General features: G+C 57.0%; 24 protein-coding genes and 1 tRNA gene. 7 read left to right on the plus strand and 18 right to left on the minus strand.

Going from position 1 to position 24,772, the window contains the following annotated elements; genetic code table 11:
• Positions 1 to 131: 131 nt before the first annotated feature.
• The 10 genes from B4056_RS00380 to proB form a co-directional block, all read right to left on the minus strand.
• Positions 132 to 207 (minus strand) — tRNA-Thr (locus tag B4056_RS00380).
• A gap of 153 nt (positions 208 to 360) precedes the next feature.
• Positions 361 to 2,106, minus strand: a complete 1,746-nt coding sequence (locus B4056_RS00385; protein WP_039382897.1) for an amylovoran biosynthesis protein AmsF — start codon at positions 2,104 to 2,106, stop codon at positions 361 to 363.
• A 54-nt stretch (positions 2,107 to 2,160) separates the two neighbouring features.
• Positions 2,161 to 2,364 carry a hypothetical protein gene (locus B4056_RS00390; protein ID WP_288653463.1) on the minus strand — a complete coding sequence of 68 codons (204 nt, stop codon included), beginning with the start codon at positions 2,362 to 2,364 and terminating at the stop codon, positions 2,161 to 2,163.
• Entirely contained in the window at positions 2,312 to 2,605 is a 294-nt protein-coding gene (locus B4056_RS00395) for a hypothetical protein (protein ID WP_288653437.1), read from the minus strand. Before B4056_RS00395 ends, B4056_RS00390 begins: the two co-directional genes overlap by 53 nt.
• On the minus strand, positions 2,602 to 2,946 hold the full coding sequence (locus B4056_RS00400; protein WP_175540454.1) for a hypothetical protein: 345 nt from the start codon (positions 2,944 to 2,946) through the stop codon (positions 2,602 to 2,604). Before B4056_RS00400 ends, B4056_RS00395 begins: the two co-directional genes overlap by 4 nt.
• 2 nt (positions 2,947 to 2,948) lie before the next feature.
• Positions 2,949 to 3,416: a glycoside hydrolase family protein gene (locus B4056_RS00405; protein WP_039382888.1), complete on the minus strand. Its 468-nt coding sequence runs from the start codon at positions 3,414 to 3,416 to the stop codon at positions 2,949 to 2,951.
• 176 nt (positions 3,417 to 3,592) lie between these two features.
• Positions 3,593 to 3,871 carry a hypothetical protein gene (locus B4056_RS00410; protein ID WP_288653438.1) on the minus strand — a complete coding sequence of 93 codons (279 nt, stop codon included), beginning with the start codon at positions 3,869 to 3,871 and terminating at the stop codon, positions 3,593 to 3,595.
• Positions 3,872 to 4,284: 413 nt separating this feature from the next.
• Positions 4,285 to 5,016 carry a LexA family transcriptional regulator gene (locus B4056_RS00415; protein WP_094111391.1) on the minus strand — a complete coding sequence of 244 codons (732 nt, stop codon included), beginning with the start codon at positions 5,014 to 5,016 and terminating at the stop codon, positions 4,285 to 4,287.
• A gap of 352 nt (positions 5,017 to 5,368) precedes the next feature.
• The gene (gene proA / locus B4056_RS00420; RefSeq protein WP_039382883.1) at positions 5,369 to 6,622 is read right to left on the minus strand and encodes a glutamate-5-semialdehyde dehydrogenase; all 1,254 of its coding nucleotides are present in this window, start codon (positions 6,620 to 6,622) and stop codon (positions 5,369 to 5,371) included.
• Positions 6,623 to 6,632: 10 nt separating this feature from the next.
• On the minus strand, positions 6,633 to 7,736 hold the full coding sequence (gene proB, locus B4056_RS00425; RefSeq protein ID WP_039382881.1) for a glutamate 5-kinase: 1,104 nt from the start codon (positions 7,734 to 7,736) through the stop codon (positions 6,633 to 6,635).
• Between the two features lie 244 nt (positions 7,737 to 7,980).
• On the opposite strand from proB, the gene ompC reads away from it, so the two are divergent.
• Positions 7,981 to 9,075 carry a porin OmpC gene (gene ompC, locus B4056_RS00430; RefSeq protein ID WP_039382879.1) on the plus strand — a complete coding sequence of 365 codons (1,095 nt, stop codon included), beginning with the start codon at positions 7,981 to 7,983 and terminating at the stop codon, positions 9,073 to 9,075.
• A 67-nt stretch (positions 9,076 to 9,142) separates the two neighbouring features.
• Here the strand turns inward: ompC and crl are convergent, their stop codons facing one another.
• The 3 genes from crl to gpt all read right to left on the minus strand — a co-directional run bounded on the left by crl (position 9,143) and on the right by gpt (position 11,481).
• A complete protein-coding gene (crl, locus tag B4056_RS00435) occupies positions 9,143 to 9,544 on the minus strand; it encodes a sigma factor-binding protein Crl (protein ID WP_039382877.1) in 402 nt (133 codons plus the stop codon).
• Between the two features lie 109 nt (positions 9,545 to 9,653).
• Complete coding sequence (frsA, locus tag B4056_RS00440) at positions 9,654 to 10,901, minus strand: esterase FrsA (protein WP_039382875.1); 1,248 nt, start codon at positions 10,899 to 10,901, stop codon at positions 9,654 to 9,656.
• 121 nt (positions 10,902 to 11,022) lie between these two features.
• Positions 11,023 to 11,481, minus strand: coding sequence for a xanthine phosphoribosyltransferase (gene gpt, locus B4056_RS00445; protein WP_007887137.1), 459 nt, complete (start codon positions 11,479 to 11,481; stop codon positions 11,023 to 11,025).
• A 253-nt stretch (positions 11,482 to 11,734) separates the two neighbouring features.
• On the opposite strand from gpt, the gene pepD reads away from it, so the two are divergent.
• Complete coding sequence (pepD, locus tag B4056_RS00450; RefSeq protein ID WP_094111389.1) at positions 11,735 to 13,195, plus strand: beta-Ala-His dipeptidase; 1,461 nt, start codon at positions 11,735 to 11,737, stop codon at positions 13,193 to 13,195.
• Positions 13,196 to 13,236: 41 nt separating this feature from the next.
• On the opposite strand, the gene dinB is transcribed toward pepD, so the two are convergent.
• Positions 13,237 to 14,292, minus strand: coding sequence for a DNA polymerase IV (gene dinB, locus B4056_RS00455; protein WP_071668489.1), 1,056 nt, complete (start codon positions 14,290 to 14,292; stop codon positions 13,237 to 13,239).
• A gap of 244 nt (positions 14,293 to 14,536) precedes the next feature.
• Here dinB and dpaA point away from each other — a divergent pair, with 244 nt between their 5' ends.
• Entirely contained in the window at positions 14,537 to 15,280 is a 744-nt protein-coding gene (gene dpaA / locus B4056_RS00460; RefSeq protein ID WP_094111388.1) for a peptidoglycan meso-diaminopimelic acid protein amidase, read from the plus strand.
• Here dpaA and B4056_RS00465 read toward each other — a convergent pair.
• A complete protein-coding gene (locus tag B4056_RS00465; protein ID WP_094111387.1) occupies positions 15,251 to 16,018 on the minus strand; it encodes a class II glutamine amidotransferase in 768 nt (255 codons plus the stop codon). The two genes, dpaA and B4056_RS00465, sit on opposite strands and share 30 nt — an antisense overlap.
• 48 nt (positions 16,019 to 16,066) lie before the next feature.
• A complete protein-coding gene (gene lpcA / locus B4056_RS00470) occupies positions 16,067 to 16,645 on the minus strand; it encodes a D-sedoheptulose 7-phosphate isomerase (protein ID WP_065650032.1) in 579 nt (192 codons plus the stop codon).
• Between the two features lie 242 nt (positions 16,646 to 16,887).
• On the opposite strand from lpcA, the gene fadE reads away from it, so the two are divergent.
• On the plus strand, positions 16,888 to 19,332 hold the full coding sequence (gene fadE / locus B4056_RS00475) for an acyl-CoA dehydrogenase FadE (protein WP_108570221.1): 2,445 nt from the start codon (positions 16,888 to 16,890) through the stop codon (positions 19,330 to 19,332).
• A 60-nt stretch (positions 19,333 to 19,392) separates the two neighbouring features.
• On the opposite strand, the gene B4056_RS00480 is transcribed toward fadE, so the two are convergent.
• The gene (locus B4056_RS00480; protein ID WP_094111385.1) at positions 19,393 to 20,088 is read right to left on the minus strand and encodes a hypothetical protein; all 696 of its coding nucleotides are present in this window, start codon (positions 20,086 to 20,088) and stop codon (positions 19,393 to 19,395) included.
• 127 nt (positions 20,089 to 20,215) lie between these two features.
• Between B4056_RS00480 and B4056_RS00485 the strand changes: the two genes are divergently transcribed.
• From B4056_RS00485 to B4056_RS00495, 3 genes are all read left to right on the plus strand, one after another.
• The gene (locus B4056_RS00485; protein WP_288653445.1) at positions 20,216 to 21,376 is read left to right on the plus strand and encodes a pyridoxal phosphate-dependent aminotransferase; all 1,161 of its coding nucleotides are present in this window, start codon (positions 20,216 to 20,218) and stop codon (positions 21,374 to 21,376) included.
• On the plus strand, positions 21,364 to 22,134 hold the full coding sequence (locus tag B4056_RS00490) for an amidohydrolase (RefSeq protein ID WP_094111383.1): 771 nt from the start codon (positions 21,364 to 21,366) through the stop codon (positions 22,132 to 22,134). Before B4056_RS00485 ends, B4056_RS00490 begins: the two co-directional genes overlap by 13 nt.
• Before the next feature lie 276 nt (positions 22,135 to 22,410).
• On the plus strand, positions 22,411 to 23,541 hold the full coding sequence (locus tag B4056_RS00495; RefSeq protein ID WP_094111382.1) for a polysaccharide export protein: 1,131 nt from the start codon (positions 22,411 to 22,413) through the stop codon (positions 23,539 to 23,541).
• Between the two features lie 85 nt (positions 23,542 to 23,626).
• Here the strand turns inward: B4056_RS00495 and B4056_RS00500 are convergent, their stop codons facing one another.
• Positions 23,627 to 24,736, minus strand: coding sequence for an SDR family oxidoreductase (locus tag B4056_RS00500; protein ID WP_288653448.1), 1,110 nt, complete (start codon positions 24,734 to 24,736; stop codon positions 23,627 to 23,629).
• Positions 24,737 to 24,772 lie beyond the last annotated feature (36 nt).

A 24,772-nucleotide genomic window follows, 5' to 3' on the forward strand; every position in this document is an offset into this window, starting at 1 on the left:
ATTCTCCTTTTCGGGGGGAACGCTAAGTCTGGTCAACGGATGAGAATACGTCCAGCTGGGGTCTGCCGGAGGCTGTGTTATGCAGATGCTGAAAGGGGAAGAAAAAATAATCTATAAGAGATGGAATTAACTGGTGCCGGAAACAGGAGTCGAACCTGCGACCTTCGCATTACGAATGCGCTGCTCTACCAACTGAGCTACACCGGCAATGGGGCGGGAACTACGGGGAGTAAAAATAGGAAATGTGACGCGCGGCGTCAAGATGCGGTGATTCAACCGCCCGCTTTTTCAGCAGCGCCGGCGCGTTTTCCACCACAAAAAAAAAGGCGAGGCCGGAGCCTCGCCAAAAAGGTGCTGGCCTTAATCGTAATAAGGCAGCTTACGATCAACACCGTTGATATTGACCAGCACAAAGCCCGAAGGGGCCGTTTTATTGGTGGGATTACCCGCTGCCGTCGCGACAGTGAGCACCCCTTTCTCATTGGCACCAATGCCAGCTACACCATTATGCAGTCCGAAGCGCGCCGCAGGCTTGAGTGTGCCCATTTTGGTGGTATCGGTTACGACTGAAAAGTCAGTCTGGAACAGCGAGCAGGAGCCTGACTCAAAACGCGTTGGCCCGGTGGTTTTCAGGTTAATCAGCGTATCACCGCTTTTGGCGCGCAGCTTAACCCACACCACCGCATAGGTGGTGCCGACCCGGTTGTAGCGGATATCCATCACCGCAGGCTGGCCCATATGCCAGGCGTCAGCCCAGACGGTATCCAGCCGCTGCAGGTTGATCCAGGTTTTACCGGTGCCGGCCATATTGACCGGCGACGCCGCCGTGCCGGTGGGCTGGGTCGCATCCGCTTTACCAATCAGCTCCATCACCCACTGCTGGTTCGCCACCGGGAAAAAGAGCTGCCCGAGGCGATACCAGTTATCGGTATCGGTGTTATTGGTGACTTTATGGCCGCTGTAGTAACCCGTGCGCAGGGAGCCGGTGATAATAGTGCCGTGGTTCTCCTCACGCCGGTAGCCATACTCAAACGTCGAGAGCCAGCGCGTGCCCGCCAGGTCGTTGGAGATAGTGGCACCCGACTGCAGGCCAATCTGGCGCATGATCACGCGGGCGTTATTGAGGTTAAACGGCGAGCCGCAATCCTCAATGTTCAGCGTATCGATGGTCCAGCCGCCGTCGGAGAGATCGCCAGGGTTACGCGTATGCTCAATCCAGACGTTACGCATAATGCCCTGCGTCACGCGCGGCATATAGAGCGTGGCGTCACCGTAACCGGTCTGGAAGTTACAGTTGCAGATCTCAATCGCGGTGGAGTGGTCCCACTTACCTTTTGGCGAGTTTGACCAGCCGATGTCGAATACGCGCCCGTAGGTCCACAGGGTATAGATCTGGTCAAACTTACTGTCGAGGGTATCCAGCACTTTAATGACGGTCCCGCCGCTATTCTGCGCGCGGAAACAGTAGATATTTACCGTAGAGCCTTCGATGCAGGTGTTTTCGAAGAAGGGCTGCACGTTGGTACACAGCTCGGCTGTGATAGTGCCTTTGTTGGTATTGGTGTCGGCGGACGCCTGACCGTGCCAGGTGATCCCCTTGATCGCGGTGCGGCGCGCCTTCACTTTGAACACCGTATTGGCGCTCTTGTCGGAAATGATCGTGGTACGCGGCAGCGAACCCAGCTCCACATCATCCCCCTGCAGGCCAAAGAAGGCGACCTCAGTATCACTGATATCTATCGGGTTAATCAGGAATTTACCGCCCGGAAAGCGCACCGGCAGATCGCGGATATTGCCGCTGTAGCCCTGGGTCCACGCCAGCATGCGTTTGAAGGGTTCGGTGTCATTGGCGTAGCCATCTCCCTTCGCACCAAAGTGGTAGACGTTGAGGTCTGCCGGGTCGTTGATCACGCGCTTCCAGTAGAAGCCATTACCGACCGCCAGCGTACCGCCATCGTCAGCCGCCGTGGTCGTCCCGATAAAACCGGTAAAGTCACCGCCACCGCGAAAGTTTGAGTCCGCATTGTAGCGGCGCAAAAACGCAGAATCGCCGTTTTTAGCAGGTGCAGTGGTACGCAGTTCAGCAAATGAATTAACTTCGATCATGTCAGCCTCCTCGGCTTATACAGGGGTATTGGAATAGCGTCAGAAGGAGCGGCGTTAGCGTGCCGGCGTGCGGCAGTGCCGATCCCAGAGGTCGTTGTGATTGTTAATGGCACGCACGGTGCGAATATCCATGCGATCGGCGTCACTGCCGTGGGTATAAATGGGTGAAAACAGAGAGCAGGCGGAGTCGATAACGACCGGCGCCTCAGGGCTGGTGGTACTTCGATTGCTGCAGCTTGTCACGAGCGGCAGCAGCATCAAGATTACTGTTGCTGATTTCCACACGTCGGGCCTCCTCACGCAGCTGCTGCTGCTGCTGGTTAACCGCTACCGCCTGCGCCGCTGTTTTTTCTGCGCGTTCGGTGTCTGCTTTAGCCTGCTGCTGCACTTTGCCGATCTTTTTACCGCCAGCGTAGCTGGCTACCAGCGCGGCGATGATGCCGAACAGCGCCGCCAGCCAGTGCCAGCTGCCCGCCAGCAGGGAAAGAAGAAAACTCATGATTTTTCCTCCAGCGCGCTGCGTTTTTCCGCCAGATTTTTCTGTCGCACAAACTGCGCCATAACGCCCATTGCCACCATAAAGGCACCAATTAACCCCAGGTAGTTGTGCGGCAGAACCTCTTTGACGTCCGGCGGCAGCGCGTTCCAGGCATCGAGCGCGGAAGCGGGAAAAGATTGCGCCCACGCGCTGAGCATGGAGCCGAGTGAAGCGAGCCACACTGACCAGGTTTTAAACAGCAGGCGCGCGTGTTTAACAAACTCCAGCGTGGTGAAGCGCTGCAGCAGGAGCAGCAGTATGATTGCCGCCAGTACCGCAATGATGAAGATCATCCACTTCATGTTCATAGCAGCCCCCGGTAGATGTCATAGGTGCCGCTGCGCATCGCTTCCGCATGCCGCCGGGCGCGTCCGGCGGTCTGCCGCGCCCAAAGGCTATCCAGCATGGCATTCGCTGCGGCGTCAAAGTCGCCCTGCGTGACCGAGGTGAGCATGCCGCGAAACAGCGCAAGCCCCTCCACGCCCATCTGATACGCCATGCTAATCAGCACGTCACTGCGGGCATCGTTGCACTTCAGCAGCGCCTGGCGGATCAGTTCGCGCTGTTGCATCTCCTGCACTTTTTTCTCCACAATGCACTGCTTCCAGACGTCCCCGACGCGGCGCGGCACCTGAAAGATGTAGTTGCTCAGCGAGGCGCCCTTTGGTCCGATGCGGATGCCGCCCGCCACGGTGGGAAAGCCCTGCGTATCCAGATAGGGCGCTTCGCGATAACCCTCTTCAAAATTTAAAATGGCAATAATCTGGCTCATATCCGTTCCTTCTTTGAGGCGCAACGCGGAGTACGCTGCGCACAGGGTCAGCACACTTAAACGTCACTGATCGGTCAGCCATTCGCGCACGCCAGATTCAAGCGCAACGCTCAAGCGTGGTTAAACAGTGAGCAATGTAAAAACGTTCCGTTCAGAACTGGAAAAGCAGGAGAAACTTAACGGGTAGCGTAGAGATGAACGTGGGGTAAACAGCAGTTATCGAAACTGGCGCTTTCACTGTGCGAGCGTCCCGGCGCCAGTACGGCACGCTCTACTCTGGATCGAATCTCCCGCTGACAGATACGTTCAGCAGTGCGCAGCGTGACGTCATCGCATTCGAGCCCGAGTGCGTTGTCGATAGTACGGTTCAGACGTGCGAGTGGCTGGCGTCGTCGATGACGCCGGGTTCGTGCATTACCGGTAAACGCTGATTTGCCATAATGGATAATCGCCATAACTCCTCCTGTGAATGAGTTTTTGGCGATGGGGTGGCAAACGCGGCCTTCCGGCAGAGGCCGGTGCGTCCGGTGTGCCACCGGAATCACCCACAATCCGCTTTCCCGGTCGTTAAAAAACGGCCAGGAAAAAGCAGAGAGAAGTGAAGGCAGGAGACAACTGACAACGCTGCTGAGTGCGTATCCACCCCATCCCAAAATACACTGATTTTGAGTGGGTAGTTTCGCGCTTGTGCAGCGCCTCAATTGTTTAAGAGCGGGCCCATCCGGGGGTAACGATTTCGTCCATCTATGGTCAAATTATTAACATGTTCTAATACTTTGGCAAACACCAACAGTTAATTTTTTATTTACCAGCAGTTAAATTTATGATTTCAGCCGGGTTATTTTTTTCTGCCGATGCCGGCAACGGCTCAGCCCAGGATCTGATAATCACGTGCCTGGCTCATGATGACGCGGGCGACCACCTGCAGAGAATCGGCTTCATCCAGCGTCAGATACCAGGTCTCATAGCGCTTGTTATCTGAGATAACGGCCACTTTTTTATGCTGCAATTGCAGGCGTTTGAGATAGAGCTGATCGTCAAGCGTGAACAGATAAATTCCATCGCCATCAAAGTGATGCACGCTGATATCGACAAACAGCTGATCGCGCGGTGCGAAGGTGCCGGCCATTGAATCGCTGTTCAGCGCAATAAGCCGGATGCTTTCTGCCGGGCGGCCATTAAACAGCACGCGCGCCTCATCCAGACCATATTCTATCGCCTGAATGGTCTCTACCAGCTCATCGCGCGCGGCAATGCCCTGCGCGCTGCGCTGGCCGATATCCAGGCTCTCCACGCGGAACATATGCCCGGCGGAGAGCAGACGCTGCTGCGAAAGCCCGGCATCCGGTTTCTCCATACCAAACTGCAGCCACTCCACGCGCACGCCCAGCAGATCGCTTAGCGCTAACAGATTCCCGTCATCCGGAATCGACTGACCGTTGAACCATTTCCATACCCCCGGCGTTGAAATTTTGCATCCTCTTTGCTGCAACGCCTGTGCAACCTGTTTGTTTCGTCCATGTCCGACAATTCCCGCACTTTCGCATGCGGCAATCAGCCTGGCAGTAAAAGCGTGTTTTGTACTCTCTTTTTTAACCATCAGTTAATTGTCTGCCATCAGTAAAAGACTGAATGTTATTTTGGTTTTTGCTACCAGTTCATTTTATATTACCGCTAGTTTACTACCCACGCGATATTATCAATGAAGCTGGAGGATCATTATCCTCGCCCGTCTGCGCTAAACCAGCAATGAATGTGTGACAGCTTGTTCTGACTGAGGTTTTCAGGAATCTTCTGTTAAACCCGGACCAGCGCTTACACAAAAAAATGGGCGAAAAGCGGCTGACGCGCCACAGATGACAGATAAATTTCAGAAAGCTGTGATATTGAGTGGATCTAAAGCAAAAAAAATGGGTACCTGTACAGGTACCCATCTGAGGCGGGCAGGACGGCTAGCGGCGCAGCGTATCGTCGCCCCAGCCAATCCATTTGTAGGTGGTCAGCGCTTCCAGCCCCATCGGACCGCGCGCGTGCAGTTTTTGCGTACTGACTGCCACCTCAGCGCCCAGACCAAACTGGCCGCCATCGGTAAAACGGGTACTGGCGTTGACGTAGACCGCAGAAGAGTCCACCTGCTGAACAAACGCATTCGCGTGCCGGATGCTGCGCGTCAGAATGCCGTCGGAGTGCTGGGTGCCATATTCACGAATGTGCGCAATCGCCTCATCCATGTCCGCTACCCGCTTCACGTTGAGATCGTTTGACAGCCACTCATCGCGATAGTGCGCCTCGCTCACTGCGACGACGCTGGCCGGCCCTGTCTGCAGCTGCGCCAGAATATTGGCATCGCCGTGCAGCGTAATATTTTCCTGCGCCATACGCTGCAGGAAAGCTGGCAGGAAACGATCGAGTTGATCCTGATGGATCAGCAGCGTCTCCAGCGAGTTGCAGGCGCTCGGCCGCTGTTTTTTGGCGTTAACGATGATCTCAAGCGCCGGCGCGATCTCCATCGTCTCATCAAGATAGAGATGGCAGACGCCGATACCACCGGTGATCACCGGGATAGTGGAGTGTTCACGGCACAGCTTATGCAGCCCTGCCCCGCCGCGCGGGATCAGCATATCGACATAGCGATCCAGCTTCAGCAGCTGACTGACCAGCTCGCGATCCGGATTTTCAATCGCCTGTATGGCCCCGGCTGGCAGGTTGTGCTTTACCAGCGCACGCTGAATGACTCTGACCGTGGCCGCATTGGTGCGCCATGTCTCTTTACCGCCGCGCAGGATGGCTGCGTTGCCGGTTTTCAGGCAGAGAGCCGCCACATCAACGGTGACGTTCGGACGCGCTTCGTAAATAACGCCCACTACGCCGAGCGGCACACGACGCCGTTCAATACGCAGGCCGCTGTCGAGCTGGCCCCCGTCAATAAGCTGTCCGACCGGATCGGCCAGCTGGCAGACCTGCCGCACATCATCGGCGATACTCTTCAGCCGCTGCGGCGTCAGCGTCAGGCGATCGAGCAGTGCCGCGCTCATGCCGCTCTGCCGCGCGTCGGCCAGATCCTGTTCATTCGCCGCCAGAATCTCTGCGTGATCCGCCTCCAGCCCTTCAGCCAGGGTGAGCAACACCTGATTTTTCTCTGCGGTGGAGAGCGCCGCCAGCGCGTACGATGCCGCCCGCGCCGCCTTACCCATTTCCTCTAACATTTTCTGCTCCTTAGCTGACAACCATGTCGTCGCGATGTACGGCAACCGGGCCATATTCATAACCGAGAATATCACCGATCTCCTGGCTGTGATGTCCGGCGATCATGCGCATCGCATCGCTGTTGTAACGCGTCACGCCGTGGGCGATATCGCGTCCCTGCAGGTTGCGGATCCGGATCACCTCACCGCGTGAGAAATTTCCCTGCACCTCGCGGATGCCTTTAGGCAGCAGCGAACTGCCGCGCTCCAGCACCGCCGCCAGGGCACCATCATCAATGGTGATTTCGCCGGCCGGCGGCGCGCCGAAGATCCAGCGCTTGCGGTTCTCCAGCGGCGACTGCTGCGCGTGAAAGCGCGTGCCGACCGGTTTGCCGTTCAGCACATCGCTAATCACATCGGGACGGCTGCCAGCAGCGATAATCACATCGATGCCGGCGCGACAGGCGACATCCGCAGCCTGCAGTTTGGTTGCCATACCACCGGTGCCTAATCCTGACACGCTGCCGCCCGCCAGCGTCCGCAGCGCATCATCAATCTGGTGCACGTCGCTAATCAGCTGCGCCTCCGGATTCGTGCGCGGATCGGCGGTAAACAGCCCCTGCTGATCGGTCAGCAGCAGCAGTTTGTCCGCTCCGCCCAGCATTGCCGCCAGCGCCGAGAGGTTGTCGTTATCGCCAACTTTAATTTCCGCCGTAGCGACCGCATCGTTTTCGTTAATCACCGGAACGATGTGGTTATCCAGCAGCGCGCGCAGCATATCGCGCGCATAAAGAAAGCGTTCGCGATCTTCCATATCCGCGCGCGTCAGCAGCATCTGCCCGATATGGATGCCATAAATAGAGAACAGCTGCTCCCACAGCTGGATCAGACGGCTCTGCCCCACCGCAGCCAGCAGCTGCTTTGAGGCGATGGTCGGTGGCAGTTCGGGATAGCCAAGGTGTTCACGTCCGGCCGCAATCGCGCCGGAGGTGACAATAACAATGCGATGTCCCGCCGCGTGCATTTGTGCACACTGGCGAACCAGCTCCACCATGTGCGCCCGATTCAGCCGGCGCGAACCGCCGGTGAGAACGCTGGTACCCAATTTGACCACCAGGGTCTGACTGCCACTCATATTTTCCTGCCATCTGAGAAAAAATCCGCGAACGGACGTTTTATCAGGAGTCAGCAAGGAAGCCAACAGCCACGCCGGGAAAAGCGCGAATTTCCGCAGGCCAGTCAGCACAACTTAACCGCCTCGTTCACCCCGATTGCGCAAATCTGTCATAAAACTTTCATCAGCGATCGGTAAAACGTCCCGTGTTTTACAAACCTTTTCACGGGTACATACTTTTTTTACTCATCGGGATTGATAGCAAATGAAGAAAAGCACACTGGCACTGGTTGTTTCCGCACTGGCTTTGGCCACAACGGCACAAGCCGCAGAAATCTATAATAAAGACGGCAACAAACTGGATCTCTATGGTCGCGTAAAAGGGATGCACTATTTCAGTGACAATGCAGGCGCGGACGGTGATAAAACTTACGTGCGTCTCGGTTTTAAAGGTCAGACGCAGATCAACGATCTGATGACGGGTTACGGCCAGTGGGAATATCAGTTTCAGGGCAACCGCTCTGAAGGCAGTGACGCGAACAACGGCAACAAAACCCGTCTCGGCTTTGCCGGCCTGAAATTTGGCGACTACGGCTCAATCGATTATGGCCGTAACTACGGCGTGCTGTATGACGTGGAAGCCTGGACCGACGTCTTCCCTGAGTTCGGGGGTGACGGCACCGCGCGCACCGATAACTTTATGGCGGCGCGCACGTCAGGCGTGGCAACTTACCGCAACAGTAATTTCTTTGGTCTGGTGGATGGCCTGCGCTTCGCCCTGCAGTATCAGGGTAAAAACGACGCCGACAGCGCAAACAGCCGCGGCAGCGCAGCGGATACCAGCACCCAGAACGGCGACGGCTACGGCGCATCCCTGGGCTACACCATTGGCGATAGCGGCGTCAGCCTGATGTCAGCCATTACCTCATCCGATCGCACCAGCCAGCAGCAGCAGGCCGGCCTGCTCGGACGCGGCGACAAAGCGGAGTCCTGGGGAGCCGGTATCAAATATGATGCCAACGCCCTCTACCTGGCGTCCATCTACACCGAGACGCGCAACATGACGCCAATCGGCACGCGCGGCTTTGCCAACAAAGCGCAGAACATTGAAATGGTGGCGCAGTATCAGTTCGATTCCGGTCTGCGTCCGTCACTCGGCTATGTACAGACCAAAGGCAAGGATATTGAAGGCGTGGGTGATGAAGACCTGGTGAAATATGTTGATCTTGGCCTGACGTACTACTTCAATAAAAATATGTCGACCATGGTGGATTACAAAATCAATCAGCTGGATGACAACAACAAGCTGGGGCTGAACAATGACGATGTGGTGGCCGTCGCGCTGACCTATCAGTTCTGATTACCCGCTGCGGTATTGACACTCTGACAACGCAAGAGCCGGCGCATGACCGGCTCTTTTTTTTACGTTATGCGCTCAGCTTAACCGGCTCTTCTTTAAAACCAGCTGCGGGACGCAGATCGAGCTTCTGCTCGTGCAGCATCGCTTTCAGCCGCTCATGAAAGTTACGCAGGGTGCTCTCTACACGCTCGTTGTTCTCTTTACCTTTAATGGTTGTCACACTCCAGTCGCCCTCTTTATCAAACAGGCCGAAGTGATATTCGTAGGTAAAGTGATCGCTGTGCGCATCCAGCGTCATCCACCAGCCCCAGAACTCGCGGCTCTCCGGTGCAGGCTTTACGTTAACGCAGGCAGCCAGGCAGTCAAAAAAGAAACGCGTATCTTCGCATTTTCCTTCACGGATGTACGGCCCCAATTCGGTGAAGCGCTTAAGCAGGCGACTACGGGGGTGACCACTCGGTAACGTCATGCTAATTCTCTCCCTCAAATAAACCGTAAAAAAAGCAGCGCGCCGCGCAAAGGGCGCAGCGCGTAATATGCCGACATTAAGTTTTAGCAGAGGTTTTGCGTTTTGCCAGTTACCGCTGCAACTGTTTGCTGAGCCAGTCACAAATCTGATTCAGCGCTTTCTCAAAACTGTGAAATACCGGTGAAGCCGGGATAGCCAGCGTTTTGCCCTGCGCCGACGAGCCGGCAATCAGGCGTGAGTCCTCCTCCGGGCTGAAAAGATCGTCCGGCCAGTAAGCGGCCAGCATCGGCACCGGGGTGCGGCGTCCCAGCAGCCCCTGTACCTTCAGCGAATAGCGATTCAGCTCAATGCGCAGGTTGCTGTCGGACGTTGACGCCATACCCAGCCGGCTCGCCAGCATATCCATATACATGTCCGGCAGCTGCTGCTGACGCGCCGCGTCAACAAACACGCCGTGTACCATCGCGCCCAGCGTGGCCACGGCACGGATACGCGGTACTTCAAGCCAGGCGAGTCGGGTCGCAATATTGGCACCAAAGCGGTAGCCAAACAGCGCCACGCGGGTGTGATCGATCCACGGCACGTTGCTGAGCTCGCGCAGAACCTGCTGATGCAGATGGCTGGTGTCCTGGTTTAGCGTCCATTTACTGCTATAGCCAACCGATGGCATATCCAGCGTCAGCATAGCGATACCGCGCGGGGCCAGGTAGTCATGAAACAGCCGATAGTGATCGCTCTGCAGCGAATCAAGCCCCCCGCACAGCATCACGGTGGGATAAGGTGCGCTGGCCTGCGCCGGCATATGCAGAAACCCGGTAACCGGGCTGCCGCCACTGACGGGAAACGTCAGCGATTTCAGCTCGCCCGGCAGCCGCCGGGTCGCCTCTTCATAGGCGCGATTAGCCAGCACCTGCGCCTGATCGGCCAGCTCATCGCCTTTGATGTAGGGATAGGCCGCGAGGCTGTAGAGATTCGCCGCATGCAGCCACTGCTGGCCCGCTTCATCATGCTGCTCGCTCTGCATCGCCCGCTGCTGCCAGAGCGCCGCCTGCTTTGACCACTCAAAATTCCAGTTGCCGCCGCGATAGCCGATTACCGTATCCAGCAGCGCCTCATCGGTGTGTTCAAAGCGGCTGACGGCGATGCGCGCCAGGACTTCGCTGATCTCCTGCGGTGACAGGCCGCGCCATGTCCAGAGCAGCTTGTTAAGCATGCGATACCAGCCGCGCTGAGTATCCCCCTCCAGCGCGTTATGCACCTGTGCGGTAGCGTGATGCTGGCGGCGCACCAGGGAAGAGGTTTCGGGATGTTTAAAACGCGGCTTGAATAACTCTTCGCTAAGATTTTTTTCGGCCATCTGATGGTTTCTCCTGCGGCGGTCGCATAGATGGCTATGAGTTTACTGCACCCGCCCCGGCTGCGCGAGGCGCGAATAGCACAACGCCCGGCTTAACCGGGCGTTGTTTGCGTTGCATCAATCAGCTTTTGACGATTGGCGGAATATAGACCACGCCCATGTCCCACGGCTGTTCGATCCAGGTGTTCTGCGGGATATCCACAATGTAATCATCCACCAGCGCGCGGCCAGCAGGCTTGGCGAAGATGGTGCAGAAACGCGCTTTCGGATACATATCACGGATCGCCTGCGCGGTGCCGCCGGTGTCGACCAGATCGTCGATAACGATAAAGCCTTCACCGTCGCCTTCGGCGCGCTTCAGCACTTTCATTTCGCGCTGGTGATCGTGATCGTAACTGGAGATGCAGACGGTATCGACGTAGCGAATACCCAGCTCACGCGCCAGCAGCGATGCCGGAACCAGACCGCCGCGGCTTACCGCGATGATGCCTTTCCACTGTTCCACAGGAAGCAGGCGCTGGGCCAGTTTACGGGCATGAATCTGCAGCATGTCCCAGGTTACGACGTATTTTTCGCTCATAAAAGGAATCCCAACCACCAAAAGTGGCTTAAAAATATGCAAGGGGGAAAAGGTTGCGCGAGATTATAAGGATCTGACGCGTTAAAAACCAGCATCCGTCACACTGGTTGCAGGTTTTTAGCGCGCCTGATGACGCGCCTGCGAATAAAGGGTGATATTCTCTGGCTCATCACGTCAGATGAGCTGACGGCGATCTTAAACCGGAAACTGCGTGCGAGCGGCCTGTCCGCCACGCTGATACAGGAGACGCGTTGTGTCTGAATTGTCTCAACTCTCCCCGCAGCCGCTGTGGGATATCTTCGCCAAAATCTGCTCCATTCCCCACCCTTCTTATCATGAAGAGGCGCTGGCTGAATATGTGGTCAGCTGGGCCAAAGAGCAGAATTTCTGGGTCGAACGCGATCGGGTCGGTAATATTCTGATCCGCAAACCTGCCACGCCCGGCATGGAAAACCGCACGCCGGTTGCCCTGCAGGCGCACCTGGATATGGTGCCGCAAAAGAACAACGATACCGCCCACGATTTCACGAAAGATCCGATTCAGCCGTGGGTGGACGGCGAATGGGTGAAAGCGCGCGGCACCACGCTGGGTGCAGATAACGGTATCGGCATGGCGTCAGCGCTGGCGGTACTGGCTGACAACAGCCTGACGCACGGCCCGCTGGAAGTGCTGCTGACCATGACCGAAGAGTCGGGCATGGATGGCGCGTTTGGCCTGCAGCCGGACTGGCTGCAGGCAGAGATTCTGATCAACACCGACTCTGAAGAAGAGGGTGAGATCTACATGGGTTGCGCGGGCGGCATCGACTTTATTACCACGCTGCCGCTGAGTCGCGAAGCGGTGCCAGCTGGCTATGAAACGCTGAAACTGACGCTTAAAGGTCTGAAAGGCGGTCATTCCGGTGCGGATATCCACCTGGGTCTTGGCAACGCGAACAAACTGCTGGCGCGTTTCCTGGCCGCCCATGCCCGTGAGCTGGATCTGCGTCTGATCGACTTTACCGGCGGCACGCTGCGTAACGCGATCCCGCGTGAAGCCTTTGCCACGCTGGCCGTTGAGAGCCACAAAGTGGACGCGCTGAAATCTGCGGCGATGCACTTCCAGGCGATACTGCTCAACGAGCTCGGCAGCAAAGAGAAGCATATTGTGCTGCAGACCGAGCCGCTGGCGCAGCAGGCTGAGGCGCTGAGCGCGGAGAGCCGCGATCGCTTTATCAACCTGCTCAACAGCACCCCTAACGGCGTGATCCGTAATTCAGACGTGGCGAAAGGCGTGGTTGAAACCTCGCTGAACGTGGGTGTGGTCAGCATGGATCAGGCTAACGCTGAAATCATCTGCCTGATCCGTTCGCTGATCGATACCGGCAGAGAGTGGGTGGTAGAGACGCTGACCTCGCTGGGCGCGCTGGCGGGCGCGCAGACTGCGCCAAAAGGCGGTTATCCGGGCTGGCAGCCTGACGCTGACTCACCGGTCATGGCGCTGACGCGCAACACCTACGAAGCGCTGTTTGGCAAAACGCCAAACATTCAGGTGATCCATGCCGGTCTGGAGTGTGGCCTGTTCAAGAAACCGTATCCGCATATGGATATGGTCTCTATCGGACCGACCATTACCGGCCCGCACTCGCCGGATGAGCAGGTGCATATTGAGAGCGTTGGCCTCTACTGGAAGCTGCTCACTGCGCTACTGAACGCGATTCCGGCAAAAGCGTAATCGATGCCGCTCCCCTGTCCGCTTGCCGGGCGGGGGAGATTTCACAGTCCCAGCAGCAGCTGACGCTCCAGCTGCGGGTCCACCAGCGTAACGTGCAGTCCCACCAGCCTTACTCCGCGATCTGCCCGACGCGCCTCCCAGACCTGACGCGCCACCGCCACCATATCCTCTTTATTCAGCACCGCCCAGACGTGCTCCTGCGTGGTCTGCTGAAAATCGCTGAACTTAAATTTCACCCCCTGCCGGGCGATCTGCTTATCTGGCCGGATAGCCCCCAGACGGCGATCCAGCTCCGCATAGAGGTAGTCGATAATCGGCAGGCACTGCTCCCAGTGGTGGATATCTTCCGGCAGCGTACGCTCTACCCCCAGCGACTTACGTTCACGTTCGACGATCACTTCGCGGTCATCGATGCCGTTGCTGCGTTCCCAGAGCGAGCGGCCAAACTTTCCGAACCGCTTCAGCAGCAGCGCCAGATCGGCGCGCTGCACGTCAGCACAGGTACGCAGCCCCATCTCTTCCAGCTTTTTGGTCGCCACTTTGCCCACGCCCGGGATCTTGCTGAGCGGCAGCTCATGCAGAAACGCCGGCACCGCCTGCGGGGTGATCACATACTGGCCGTCAGGCTTATTAAGGTCGGAGGCGATTTTCGCCAGAAATTTGATCGGTGCGATGCCGGCTGACGCGGTCAGTCCGGTTTCGCGCAGAATATCCGCGCGGATCGCCTGCGCCATCAGCGTCGCCGACCCCTGGCAGTGCAGACTGCTGGTGACATCCAGATAGGCTTCATCCAGCGAGAGCGGTTCAATCAGCGGCGTGTAGCGGAGAAAGATGTCGCGGATCTGTCGCGAGGCTTCTTTATAGGCGTCAAAGCGTCCCGGCAGCAGGCGCAGGTGCGGACAGAGACGCAGCGCGGTCGAGGTCGGCATGGCGCTGCGCACGCCATATTTGCGCGCCGGATAGTTAGCGGTACTGATCACTCCGCGCTGAACGCGGTTGCCGCCAATCGCGATAGGGATATCCCGCAACGACGGATCGTCACGCATCTCAACCGCTGCGTAAAAGCAGTCCATATCGACATGAATGATTTTGCGCATACCCCCTCCGGACACTGGCTAAGTATACAGTAGCGAAGGCGTTGAGCAATCGTCATCGGCACCGATGCCGCGCCTGAGCGCTTTTACTCCCCGATGCATCACAACTTTGCGCCATTTTGTTGCCCGCTATCTTGATTAAAAGCCAGACAATGTTAATGTTGCGCAGCGATAGCGGATATTTCCGATAATGCAACTGAGTGACGCTGCGCGTCTGAGTTTTTCTTCACTTCAAGGTACACACAGAATGGGCAGAATCGCACTGCTGTTCGCGATGATTCTTATGCCAGTCCTTAGCTGGGCAATCACACCTGAACCCGCACAGCCGCTGGCTCCGGTAAGCAAAGAGTTAAAAAAACAACTGCTGGGTACACCGGTGTTTATTCAGATTTTCAAAGAAGAGCGTACGCTGGAGCTCTATGGCAAAATCGGTAATGAATATCGCCTGCTGGACAGCTATCGCATCTGTAATTTTTCCGGCGGACTCGGTCCCAAGCGCCGCCAGGGCGACTTCAAAAGTCCGGAAGGTTTCTACAACGTCAAACTCAATCAGCTGAAACCTGACAGCCGCTTTTACCGCGCCATCAATACCGGTTTTCCTAACCAGTACGATCGCAGCAAGGGCTATAACGGCAACTATCTGATGATTCACGGCGACTGCGTTTCCGTGGGCTGCTACGCCATGACCAACGGCTCAATGGATGAGATTTTCAACTACGTTAATGCGGCCCTGCGTAACGGCCAGCAGGAGATGCAGCTGAATATTTATCCGTTCCGCATGACGGAAAGCAATCTTCAGCGTCATCGCTATTCGACCTACATCGATTTCTGGCGCGAACTGCAGCCGGGCTACGCCTATTTTGCTAAATATCACGTACCGCCCAGCGTTAACGTCACCGCAACGGGTCAGTATGCGGTGAACAACACGCCGGTACTTTCTGCACCGGAAGCGGCGTCCAAATCATTCCTGGCGCTCACCCAGGCAAAATAGTGCCCACTCGCCTGGCGCTATCCGGTGCCAGGTTTCATTTCCGGTCAGCGGCTGCGTGGCGATAACCGTCACCACATCATGCGGCGTGGTCTGCTGCTGGAAATCGATCTCCACATCCTGATCCAGCAGGCGCGCTTTACCAAACGGCGCGCGCCGCGTGATCCAGTAGAGATTGGTGGAGCAGAACGCCATCAGATAGCGACCATCCGATAGCAGCATATTGAAAACGCCCTTTTCACGCAGCTCGCCGGCGATTTCAGCGATATAGCGGAACACGGCGGGCCAGTTACCTGGCGTGCGCGGATAGCGCGCCTGCAGCTGTGAGAGGATCCAGCAAAACGCCTTTTCACTGTCGGTCTCCCCCACCGGGCGGAAGTGGCCGCTGTCGAGCTGGCGATAGCCTTTAAGCTGTCCGTTGTGCGCGTAAGTCCAGTTGCGGCCCCACAGCTCGCGGGTAAACGGATGCGTATTCTCCAGCGAGACTTGGCCCCGGTTTGCCTGACGGATATGCGCGACCACCGAGTGCGATTTGATCGGATACTCCTGCACCAGGCGGGCAACCGGTGAATTTACGCTCGGCAGCGGATCTTTAAACGTGCGGCACCCTTTACCTTCATAAAAGGCGATACCCCAGCCATCTTTATGCGGTCCGGTACCGCCGCCGCGCTGCACCAGTCCGGTAAAACTGAAACAGATATCCGTAGGGACATTGGCGCTCATCCCAAGCAATTCGCACATAGCTTCCCCCCTTCTCACTCCTCCCGGCATGCGGGAAGGCAGCGTAAATTACTTAACCATCTCTTTTTCAATCAGCAGCATCAGGATATGGATCACTTTAATGTGGATCTCCTGAATGCGATCGGCATAGCCGAAATGCGGAACCCGGATCTCAATATCCGCACTGCCCGCCATTTTGCCGCCATCTTTGCCGGTCAGGGTGATCACTTTCATTCCCTGCGCGCGCGCGGCCTCAATCGCTTTGATGATGTTAGCGGAGTTGCCGGAAGTGGAGAGCCCCAGCAGCACATCGCCTTCGCGCCCGACCGCTTCCACGTAGCGCGAAAACACATGGTCATAGCCGAAATCGTTGCTGACGCAGGAGAGATGGCTGACATCAGAAATCGCAATCGCCGGGTAGCCAGGACGATTTTCGCGATAGCGGCCGGTCAGCTCCTCGGCAAAATGCATCGCGTCACAGTGCGATCCCCCGTTACCGCAGGAGAGCACTTTTCCGCCCGCTTTGAAACTGTCTGCCAGCAGCACCGCAGCGCGCTGAATAGCGTGGATGTTCGCGTCGTCACTCAAAAATCGGGTCAGGGTGTCGGCGGCTTCGTTGAGTTCCGAGCGAATGATGTCCTGATACATAAGAGATATCCTTTAGCGGAGAGGTTAACCCGGCAAGTTTAACGGAATGCCACAGGGGCGCAAAGCGCTGGCAGCAGTGAAAACGCGTCTGCCACAGCGTAGCCAGGCGATAAATGCGCCAGCCGCGATGATTTTGTGAGCCTGGTTGTAATTGTGATGTAAAGGAATTGCTTATTAAGAGCGGCTGCTCTAAACCTGTGACTAACAGGTCAGACCTCTTACTACTTACGGAGCGATTCACTATGCTGCTGGTTTCCATTGTGGCGACGCTACTGCTGGTTAGCGCCCTCTTTTATCATCAGATATCTCTGCGTCTGAGCAGCGCCATCCTGCTGCTCTGGACCGCTGCCATGGCCTTAACCGGCCTCTGGAGCGCCTGGCTGCTGCTGCCGCTGGCGCTGGTCCTGCTGCCGCTTAACCTGACGTCGCTGCGCCAGCGCCTGTTTTCAAAACCAGCCCTACGGGGCTTTCGTAACGTCATGCCGCCGATGTCACGCACAGAGCAGGAAGCGATCGATGCCGGCACGACCTGGTGGGAAGGCGACCTGTTTCAGGGCAAGCCGGACTGGCAGAAGCTGCACAATTATCCGCGCCCGCACCTCACCGCTGAGGAGCAGGCGTTTCTGGATGGTCCGGTTGAGGAAGCGTGCCGTATGGCAAACGACTTCGCGATTACTCATGAGCTGGCCGATTTGCCGCCGGAGCTGTGGGCCTATCTGAAGCAGCACCGCTTTTTCGCCATGATCATCAAAAAAGAGTATGGCGGACTGGAGTTTTCCGCTTATGCGCAGGCGCGCGTGTTGCAGAAGCTGGCTGGCGTCTCCGGTATTCTGGCAATCACCGTCGGCGTACCGAACTCTCTGGGACCGGGCGAACTGCTGCAGCATTACGGTACTGAGGAGCAGAAAGATCACTATCTGCCCCGTCTGGCACGCGGCGATGAGATCCCCTGCTTTGCCCTGACCAGCCCGGAAGCGGGTTCTGATGCGGGCGCCATTCCTGATACCGGGGTGGTCTGCATGGGCGAGTGGCAGGGTCAGCAGGTGCTGGGCATGCGCCTGACCTGGAACAAACGCTATATTACGCTGGCACCGGTCGCCACCGTGCTGGGCCTGGCGTTTAAACTCTCCGATCCCGATGGTCTGCTGGGCGATAACCCGGAGCCGGGAATTACCTGTGCACTGATCCCGACCCATACGCCGGGCGTGGAGATTGGTAATCGCCACTTCCCGCTCAACGTGCCGTTCCAGAACGGCCCGACGCGCGGCAACAACATTTTCGTGCCGATTGACTATATCATCGGCGGCCCGGCGATGGCCGGTCAGGGCTGGCGCATGCTGGTCGAGTGCCTCTCGGTCGGGCGCGGCATCACCCTGCCCTCTAACTCCACCGGCAGTCTGAAAAGCGTGGCGCTGGCCACCGGCGCTTATGCGCACATCCGCCGTCAGTTCAAAGTGGCGATTGGTAAAATGGAAGGTATTGAAGAGCCGCTGGCGCGTATTGCCGGTAATGCTTACGTTATGGACGCGGCCGCCACGCTGATCACCACCGGCATTATGCAGGGTGAAAAGCCCGCCGTGCTCTCTGCGATTGTGAAGTATCACTGCACCCACCGCGGCCAGCGCGCCATTATTGACGCGATGGATATCGCGGGCGGCAAAGGCATTATGCTCGGAGATAACAACTTCCTCGCCCGCGCCTATCAGGGTGCGCCAATCGCCATTACGGTTGAGGGCGCTAATATCCTGACGCGCAGCATGATTATCTTCGGCCAGGGTGCCATTCGCTGCCATCCCTGGGTGCTTAAAGAGATGGACGCGGCGGCGAAGAACGATCTCTCCCGCTTTGACCACGCGCTGTTCAGCCATATCGGTCACGTCGGCAGCAGCGCGGTACGCAGCCTGTGGCTCGGCCTGACCAACGGCCGCACCAGCGCCGCGCCGACGCGTGACGCCACGCGCCACTACTATCAGCAGCTTAATCGTCTGAGCGCGAACCTGGCGCTGCTCTCCGATATCTCCATGGCGGTGCTCGGCGGCAGCCTGAAGCGGCGCGAGCGCATCTCTGCCCGCCTTGGCGATGTGCTGAGCCAGATGTATCTGGCCTCCGCCACGCTGAAACGCTATGACGAAGAAGGCCGCCATGAGGCCGATCTGCCGCTGGTGCACTGGGGCGTGCAGGATGCGCTGCATCAGGCAGAAGTGGCGATGGACGATCTGCTGCGTAACTTCCCGAACCGTCTGGCCGCCGGTGCGCTGCGCCTGGCTATCTTCGCCGGCGGCAAACGCTGCCTGCCGCCGTCAGACAAACTTGATCATAAACTGGCGAAGCTGCTGCAGCTGCCTTCTGCCACCCGCTCCCGCCTTGGCCGCGGTCAGTATCTGACGCCAGCTGAGCATAATCCGGCGGGCCAGCTGGAGCAGGCGCTGCAGGATGTGATGGCGGCAGAAGTGATCCACGATCGCCTCTGTCAGCAACAGAAAAAGCATCTCTCCTTTACCCGCCTTGATGCGCTGGCGCAGCGGGCGCTGAAAGAGGGGCTGATCGACGAGAGCGAAGCGCAGGTGCTGATCCGCGCAGAAGCAAGCCGGCTGAAAGCCATTAATGTGGATGAGTTCGTGCCGGAAGCCCTGGCCGCACCGAAGCCACAACCCCGGCCGCGGGCGCAGCCCAGCGAAGCGGCATAATCCCGACACCAGGTGCCAGACGCTTCCTTACGGAGGCGTTTTTTTTGCCTGCGCCAGCGCCTACGCGGCCTGGCGAATGCGGGCAACCAGCGCCTCTTCATCCGCAATATGGTCAGCGGCCAGCATCAGGGTGCGCCCCAGCGCCAGCGCGCTGTGCAGACAGGCGTTGCGCATCTCCTCATCATCAATACCGGAAAAATCACTCAGCGTGATAGCGCTGAGGCTGCGCCGGATCAGCGCTGCACCGCTGTAGCCGAGAGCGTCATGCCAGACCGACTGCAGCAGCAGCTGGTCACATCCGGGCCAGCTGAAGAGCGCTTCGCTGCCGACCTGGCGGCGAAAGCCAGCGGAAAATCCGCGCCACAGCTGCTGAACCGCCTGCAGATGCTGCTCGCGCGCATCGGCGGCTTCGCGCAGCGGCAGCTGGCCGGGGGCAGCGCAGTAGTGGATCAGCAGATCGCTTAACGCCCCGCTGACGGCAAAACCGACAGGCGCCGCGCAGCCATGCTCAGGCAGCAGCGTTTCAGGACGGGTAAGAAAACGCCAGCGCAGTACGCCGAGGATTTGCTGCAGCGCCTCATCCTGCTGCAGCTCCGCCGCCAGCGCCTGCAGCGTAAGCGGCACCGGCGCGGGCTGCCAGTTGAACAGCTGTTCCGCCAGCCGGCGTGCCGCTCCGTCATTTATCCCGGTTGATGCCGCCAGCAAAGTCTGCGCCAGCGCCTCGCCGGCGGCGCTGTTGTCATGAGGTTGTGCCATTACCTGCTCCTGTAAAAGCTGCATTTAGCCATCTAAGCGTCTCGATTGCCAAAGAGTAGCATCCTGATTATAGTGTCAGCAATACAGGGTTTCTTATCACGCTGCTTACGCGCAAGGCCAGCTTACTATGACGCCATTTGATCTTATTCCCGACAGCAAGCTTCCCGCGACCGGCACCACGATCTTTACGCAGATGAGCGCGCTTGCCGCCCGGCATGGCGCCATCAACCTTTCTCAGGGATTTCCCGATTTCAGCGGCCCCGCCCTGCTGCAGGCGCGGCTGGCGCATCACGTCAGTCAGGGAGCCAATCAGTATGCGCCGATGATCGGCACGCCGGAACTGCGCGACGCCATCGCGGATAAAACCGCCGGGCTTTATGGCTACCGGCCCGACGCTGGCAGCGACATTACCGTGACCAGCGGGGCGACGGAAGCGCTCTACGCTGCCATTACCGCGCTGGTGCGCCCCGGCGACGAAGTGATCTGCTTTGACCCCAGCTACGACAGCTATGCGCCCGCGGTAACGCTGGCGGGCGGCGTGATGCAGCGCATCGCCCTGCAGCCGCCTGAGTTTCGCGTCCCCTGGCCTGCGTTTCGCGATCGGCTCAGCGCACGTACCCGGCTGGTGATCCTGAATACGCCGCACAATCCCTCCGCTACCGTCTGGCAGCAGAGCGATCTGGAGGCGCTGTGGCAGGCGATTGCGGATCGGGAGATTTATGTGCTGAGCGATGAAGTGTATGAGCATATCTGTTTCAGCACGGCAGGCCACGCCAGCGTGCTGGCGCATGCCGGACTGCGCCAGCGCGCGGTCACCGTCTCCTCATTTGGCAAGACGTATCATATGACCGGCTGGAAAGTGGGCTACGCCATAGCGCCACCCGCTATCAGCGCCGAGCTGCGTAAGGTACATCAGTACCTGACCTTTTCCGTCAATACTCCGGCCCAGCTGGCGCTGGCGGATATGCTGCGTCAGCAGCCGGAACACTACCGGACGCTGCCTGAGTTTTACCGCGCGCGGCGCGATCGTCTGACGCAGGCGCTGGCAGCCAGTCGCTTTCAGGTATTACCCTGCGAAGGCACCTATTTTTTACTGCTGGACTACAGCGCGATCTCCGATCTCGACGACGTCAGCTTCTGCGAGTGGCTGACCGGAGAGGCGGGCGTCGCTGCTATCCCGCTGTCGGTGTTCTGCGCTGATCCTTTCCCGCACCGGCTGATCCGCCTGTGCTTTGCCAAACAAGAGGGGACGCTTGACGCCGCCGCGGAGCGCCTGTGCAAACTTTGAAGATTACTCTGCTGCAGCAGCCGCTGAGCTGGATGAACGGCGCCGCTAACCTGCGTCACTTTGATCGGCTGCTGGAAAATCTGAGCGGACGCGATGTGATTGTGCTGCCGGAGATGTTTACGACCGGCTTTGCCATGGAGGCGGCACAGGCTTCGCTGCCGCAGCAGGAGGTGGTGGCCTGGCTGCAGCATCACGCGCGGGCCACCCAGGCGCTGATCGGCGGCAGCGCGGCCATTCAGACAGAAGCGGGTGCGGTAAACCGGTTTCTGCTGGTGGAGCCAGACGGCACGCTGCATCAGTATGACAAACGCCATCTGTTTCGTATGGCGGAGGAGCATCAGCACTATCTGCCGGGCGAACGCCGGGAGTTGGTTTACTGGCGCGGCTGGCGCATTCTGCCGCAGATTTGCTACGACCTGCGCTTTCCGGTGTTTTCCCGCAACCGCAACGATTACGATCTGGCGCTCTATGTGGCTAACTGGCCGGCCCCGCGCGCGCATCACTGGCAGGCGCTGCTGATGGCGCGCGCTATCGAAAATCAGGCGTATGTTGCCGGCTGTAACCGGGTGGGCAGCGACGGCAATCATCACCGCTACCGCGGCGACAGCCAGATTATCTCACCGCAGGGGGAGATCCTCGCAGCCGCTGAACCGTTCACCCCGGCACGTCTGGATGCGGAGCTGTCGCTGGAGGCGCTGCAGGCGTACCGCGAGCGCTTTCCGGCGTGGCGCGATGCTGATACGTGGACGCTGGGCTGAGCGACTGCGGCTGACAACAGGCAATCAGCCGCTGATTTTTATTTATCGGATTTAGTTTATCCGGCGAAAAAGCAGCGTTAACAACGCTGCTTTTTCAGGCCTGCATTTTCCCTCCATAAATCCTGCATCAGTAATCCGCACTACTTCGGTATACCAGCTAGTTATCACCATCTGTATCGCCAGTCCGCTGCAGAGCGCTTTGCAGCGTGATAGCTGGCCGCTACTGATAATTTCTGAAAACCCTTGCTGTTGTGCACTTTTTTATGGACCGGATTAATGAAGAGTAAATTGCGACTATTTCGCCATTCAGCGCTCAGTGTTGCGTTAATACTTTGTGGCTGTACCGTGCAGCCAGGTCAGGACCTGCCGCTGGCCAATAAAACGCTGGTTAACGATAACCACGAGCGCTCTGACATTAACGCGCTGGTCAGGGTCACTCTGTTAAGTCCGGTAATGCTGCAACAGCTTAATGAAGCCGGTCAGCAAAACCGTTCAAAACATATTTTCCGGCTGCCGGAAGACGATTATTCTTATCGCATCGGCGTAGGTGATGTACTGAGTATTACCGTCTGGGATCATCCGGAAATTACGTCTCCGGCGGGTCAGTATCGTGACTCAACGGAAACCGGCAGCACTGTCCGACCTAACGGCACCCTCTATTTTCCCTATACGGGCAGCATCTACGTTCTTAATAAAACCACAGAACAGGTCAGGACGGAGATAACTGCACGACTTCACCACTACATTGAATCCCCGCAGGTTGATGTGAAAATAGCCGCTTTTCGCTCCCGGAAAGCGTATGTGAGTGGTGAAGTCGTTCGCTCCGGCCAGCAGCCCATTACTCATATTCCTCTGACCGTGCTTGACGCCATCAATGCCGCAGGCGGCCTGACGAAAGAGGCGGACTGGGAAAATGTCACACTGACGCATGATGCCGTGCAGTATCCGATATCTCTTAAATTGCTGTTAGAGAAGGGCGACCTGACACAAAATGCGCTGTTGCATCATGGCGATATTCTTTACATTCCGCGTAATGATTCCCGCAAAATTTTTGTCATGGGTGAAACCGGCGCGCAAAAAACATTACTGATGGACAGAAGCGGCATGACGCTGACAGAGGCTATCAGCAGTGCGCGGGGAATAGATCAGACTACGGCTGACGCCACAGGCGTTTTTGTCATCAGGCAATTAAAGGCGCCAGCAGAAAAAAGACTGGCTGATATTTATCAAATCAACCTGAAAAATGCGGCAGCGATGGCACTGGCCAGTGATTTCAAACTACAGCCCTATGATATTGTCTATGTTACCGCAACGCCACTGACGCGCTGGAACCGGGTTGTCAGGCAGCTTATACCTACCATAACCGCGGTTAATAAGCTCAGCACTGCCGTTAAAAAGATACCCTGAAAAAGGGTTAACTTCAGGCGTAAATGTTCCCGAGCGGCATTCAGGGTAGTGCTTAAATATAGCACTACCCTATTAAGCATTCATGTTATTTGAAATCGACAGCCATCAATTCAGAAAGTGATTTTTCTTTTACTAAGTTATGGCAGACCGCAATATAATCGGTAAATCTTGGTGAGGCTGGCATGCCGAGCTTCAGGATTTTTTCATTATCAAAAGTCACGTTTAACTTTGAAAACTCGCCATACAGACTCATAGATTTCAGTACGATCCTTTCATTACAGTCGCCAAAAAGCGTTTTGAAATTATGCTTTTCCCGGGATAACTCTTTATAGCCGACTTTTTTATAATCGGCCGAGACGGGTCGGGAGCCTGAAGCCAGCGCCATAGCACGATCAATCTCTGCAAACGTTACGCTGCTCTCTCTACCGGAGGAGATATGATAAACCGGATGATCGAGTTCAGCTGCCTGAAGCAGCCTGACTATGGTTTTGGCGCAGTAATCTACCGGTATAACATCGATTTTGTCATCAAGGTTGCACATGAACTTGCCCAGTCTGAGCGCCATGCGAAACACCCAAAAAATGCTGGCGGAGGGAATACACCCATGCTCAGTATGCCCTACAACAATAGAGGGGCGTGCAATAATTAACGGGAATCCCGGCAGGTGCTCTTTTATCATCTGCTCTACCGTCGATTTGCTCCAGGTATACTCTACAATATGATCTTTTCTTTGCGTGGGCGCGATCGCTTCTGTCACATGGCTGTCAGGTTCAGGCGTACATGACATTGCTGTACCCACATGAATAAAGCGTTTTAATCCCTTTACTTTACTCATGCGGCTGGCAAGCTGAAACGTGCCCTCAACGTTTACTTTCCAGATTAACGGATTATTACCAAAGGAAGCGATAGCGGCACAGTTAATCACCTTTTCCACATCGTTCAGCCTGAGATCTGCAATAAAAGTTTCCGGCTTTGATAAATCGCCTTCTATGATTTGTTGCGCTGAAATGGTATTTAGCTGAGCGGGGCTGATGCCAAACTTAGCTAAATTCTCCTTAACCCGTTCCAGGGCACTACTCTCTGCATCGCCTCGCGCAAGAAGAAGCAATCTCTCTGGGTTCTCATTTATCATTAACTCAGCAACAATAGCACCACCCAAAAAGCCGGTAGCCCCTGTAACCAGTATTTTTTTCATCTCTTTTCTCTTTAATTATGACACAGCAGACATAAG

Origin of the sequence: Pantoea sp. UBA7232 (assembly GCF_002473195.1) — a bacterium.
Taxonomy (GTDB): domain Bacteria; phylum Pseudomonadota; class Gammaproteobacteria; order Enterobacterales; family Enterobacteriaceae; genus Pantoea; species Pantoea eucrina.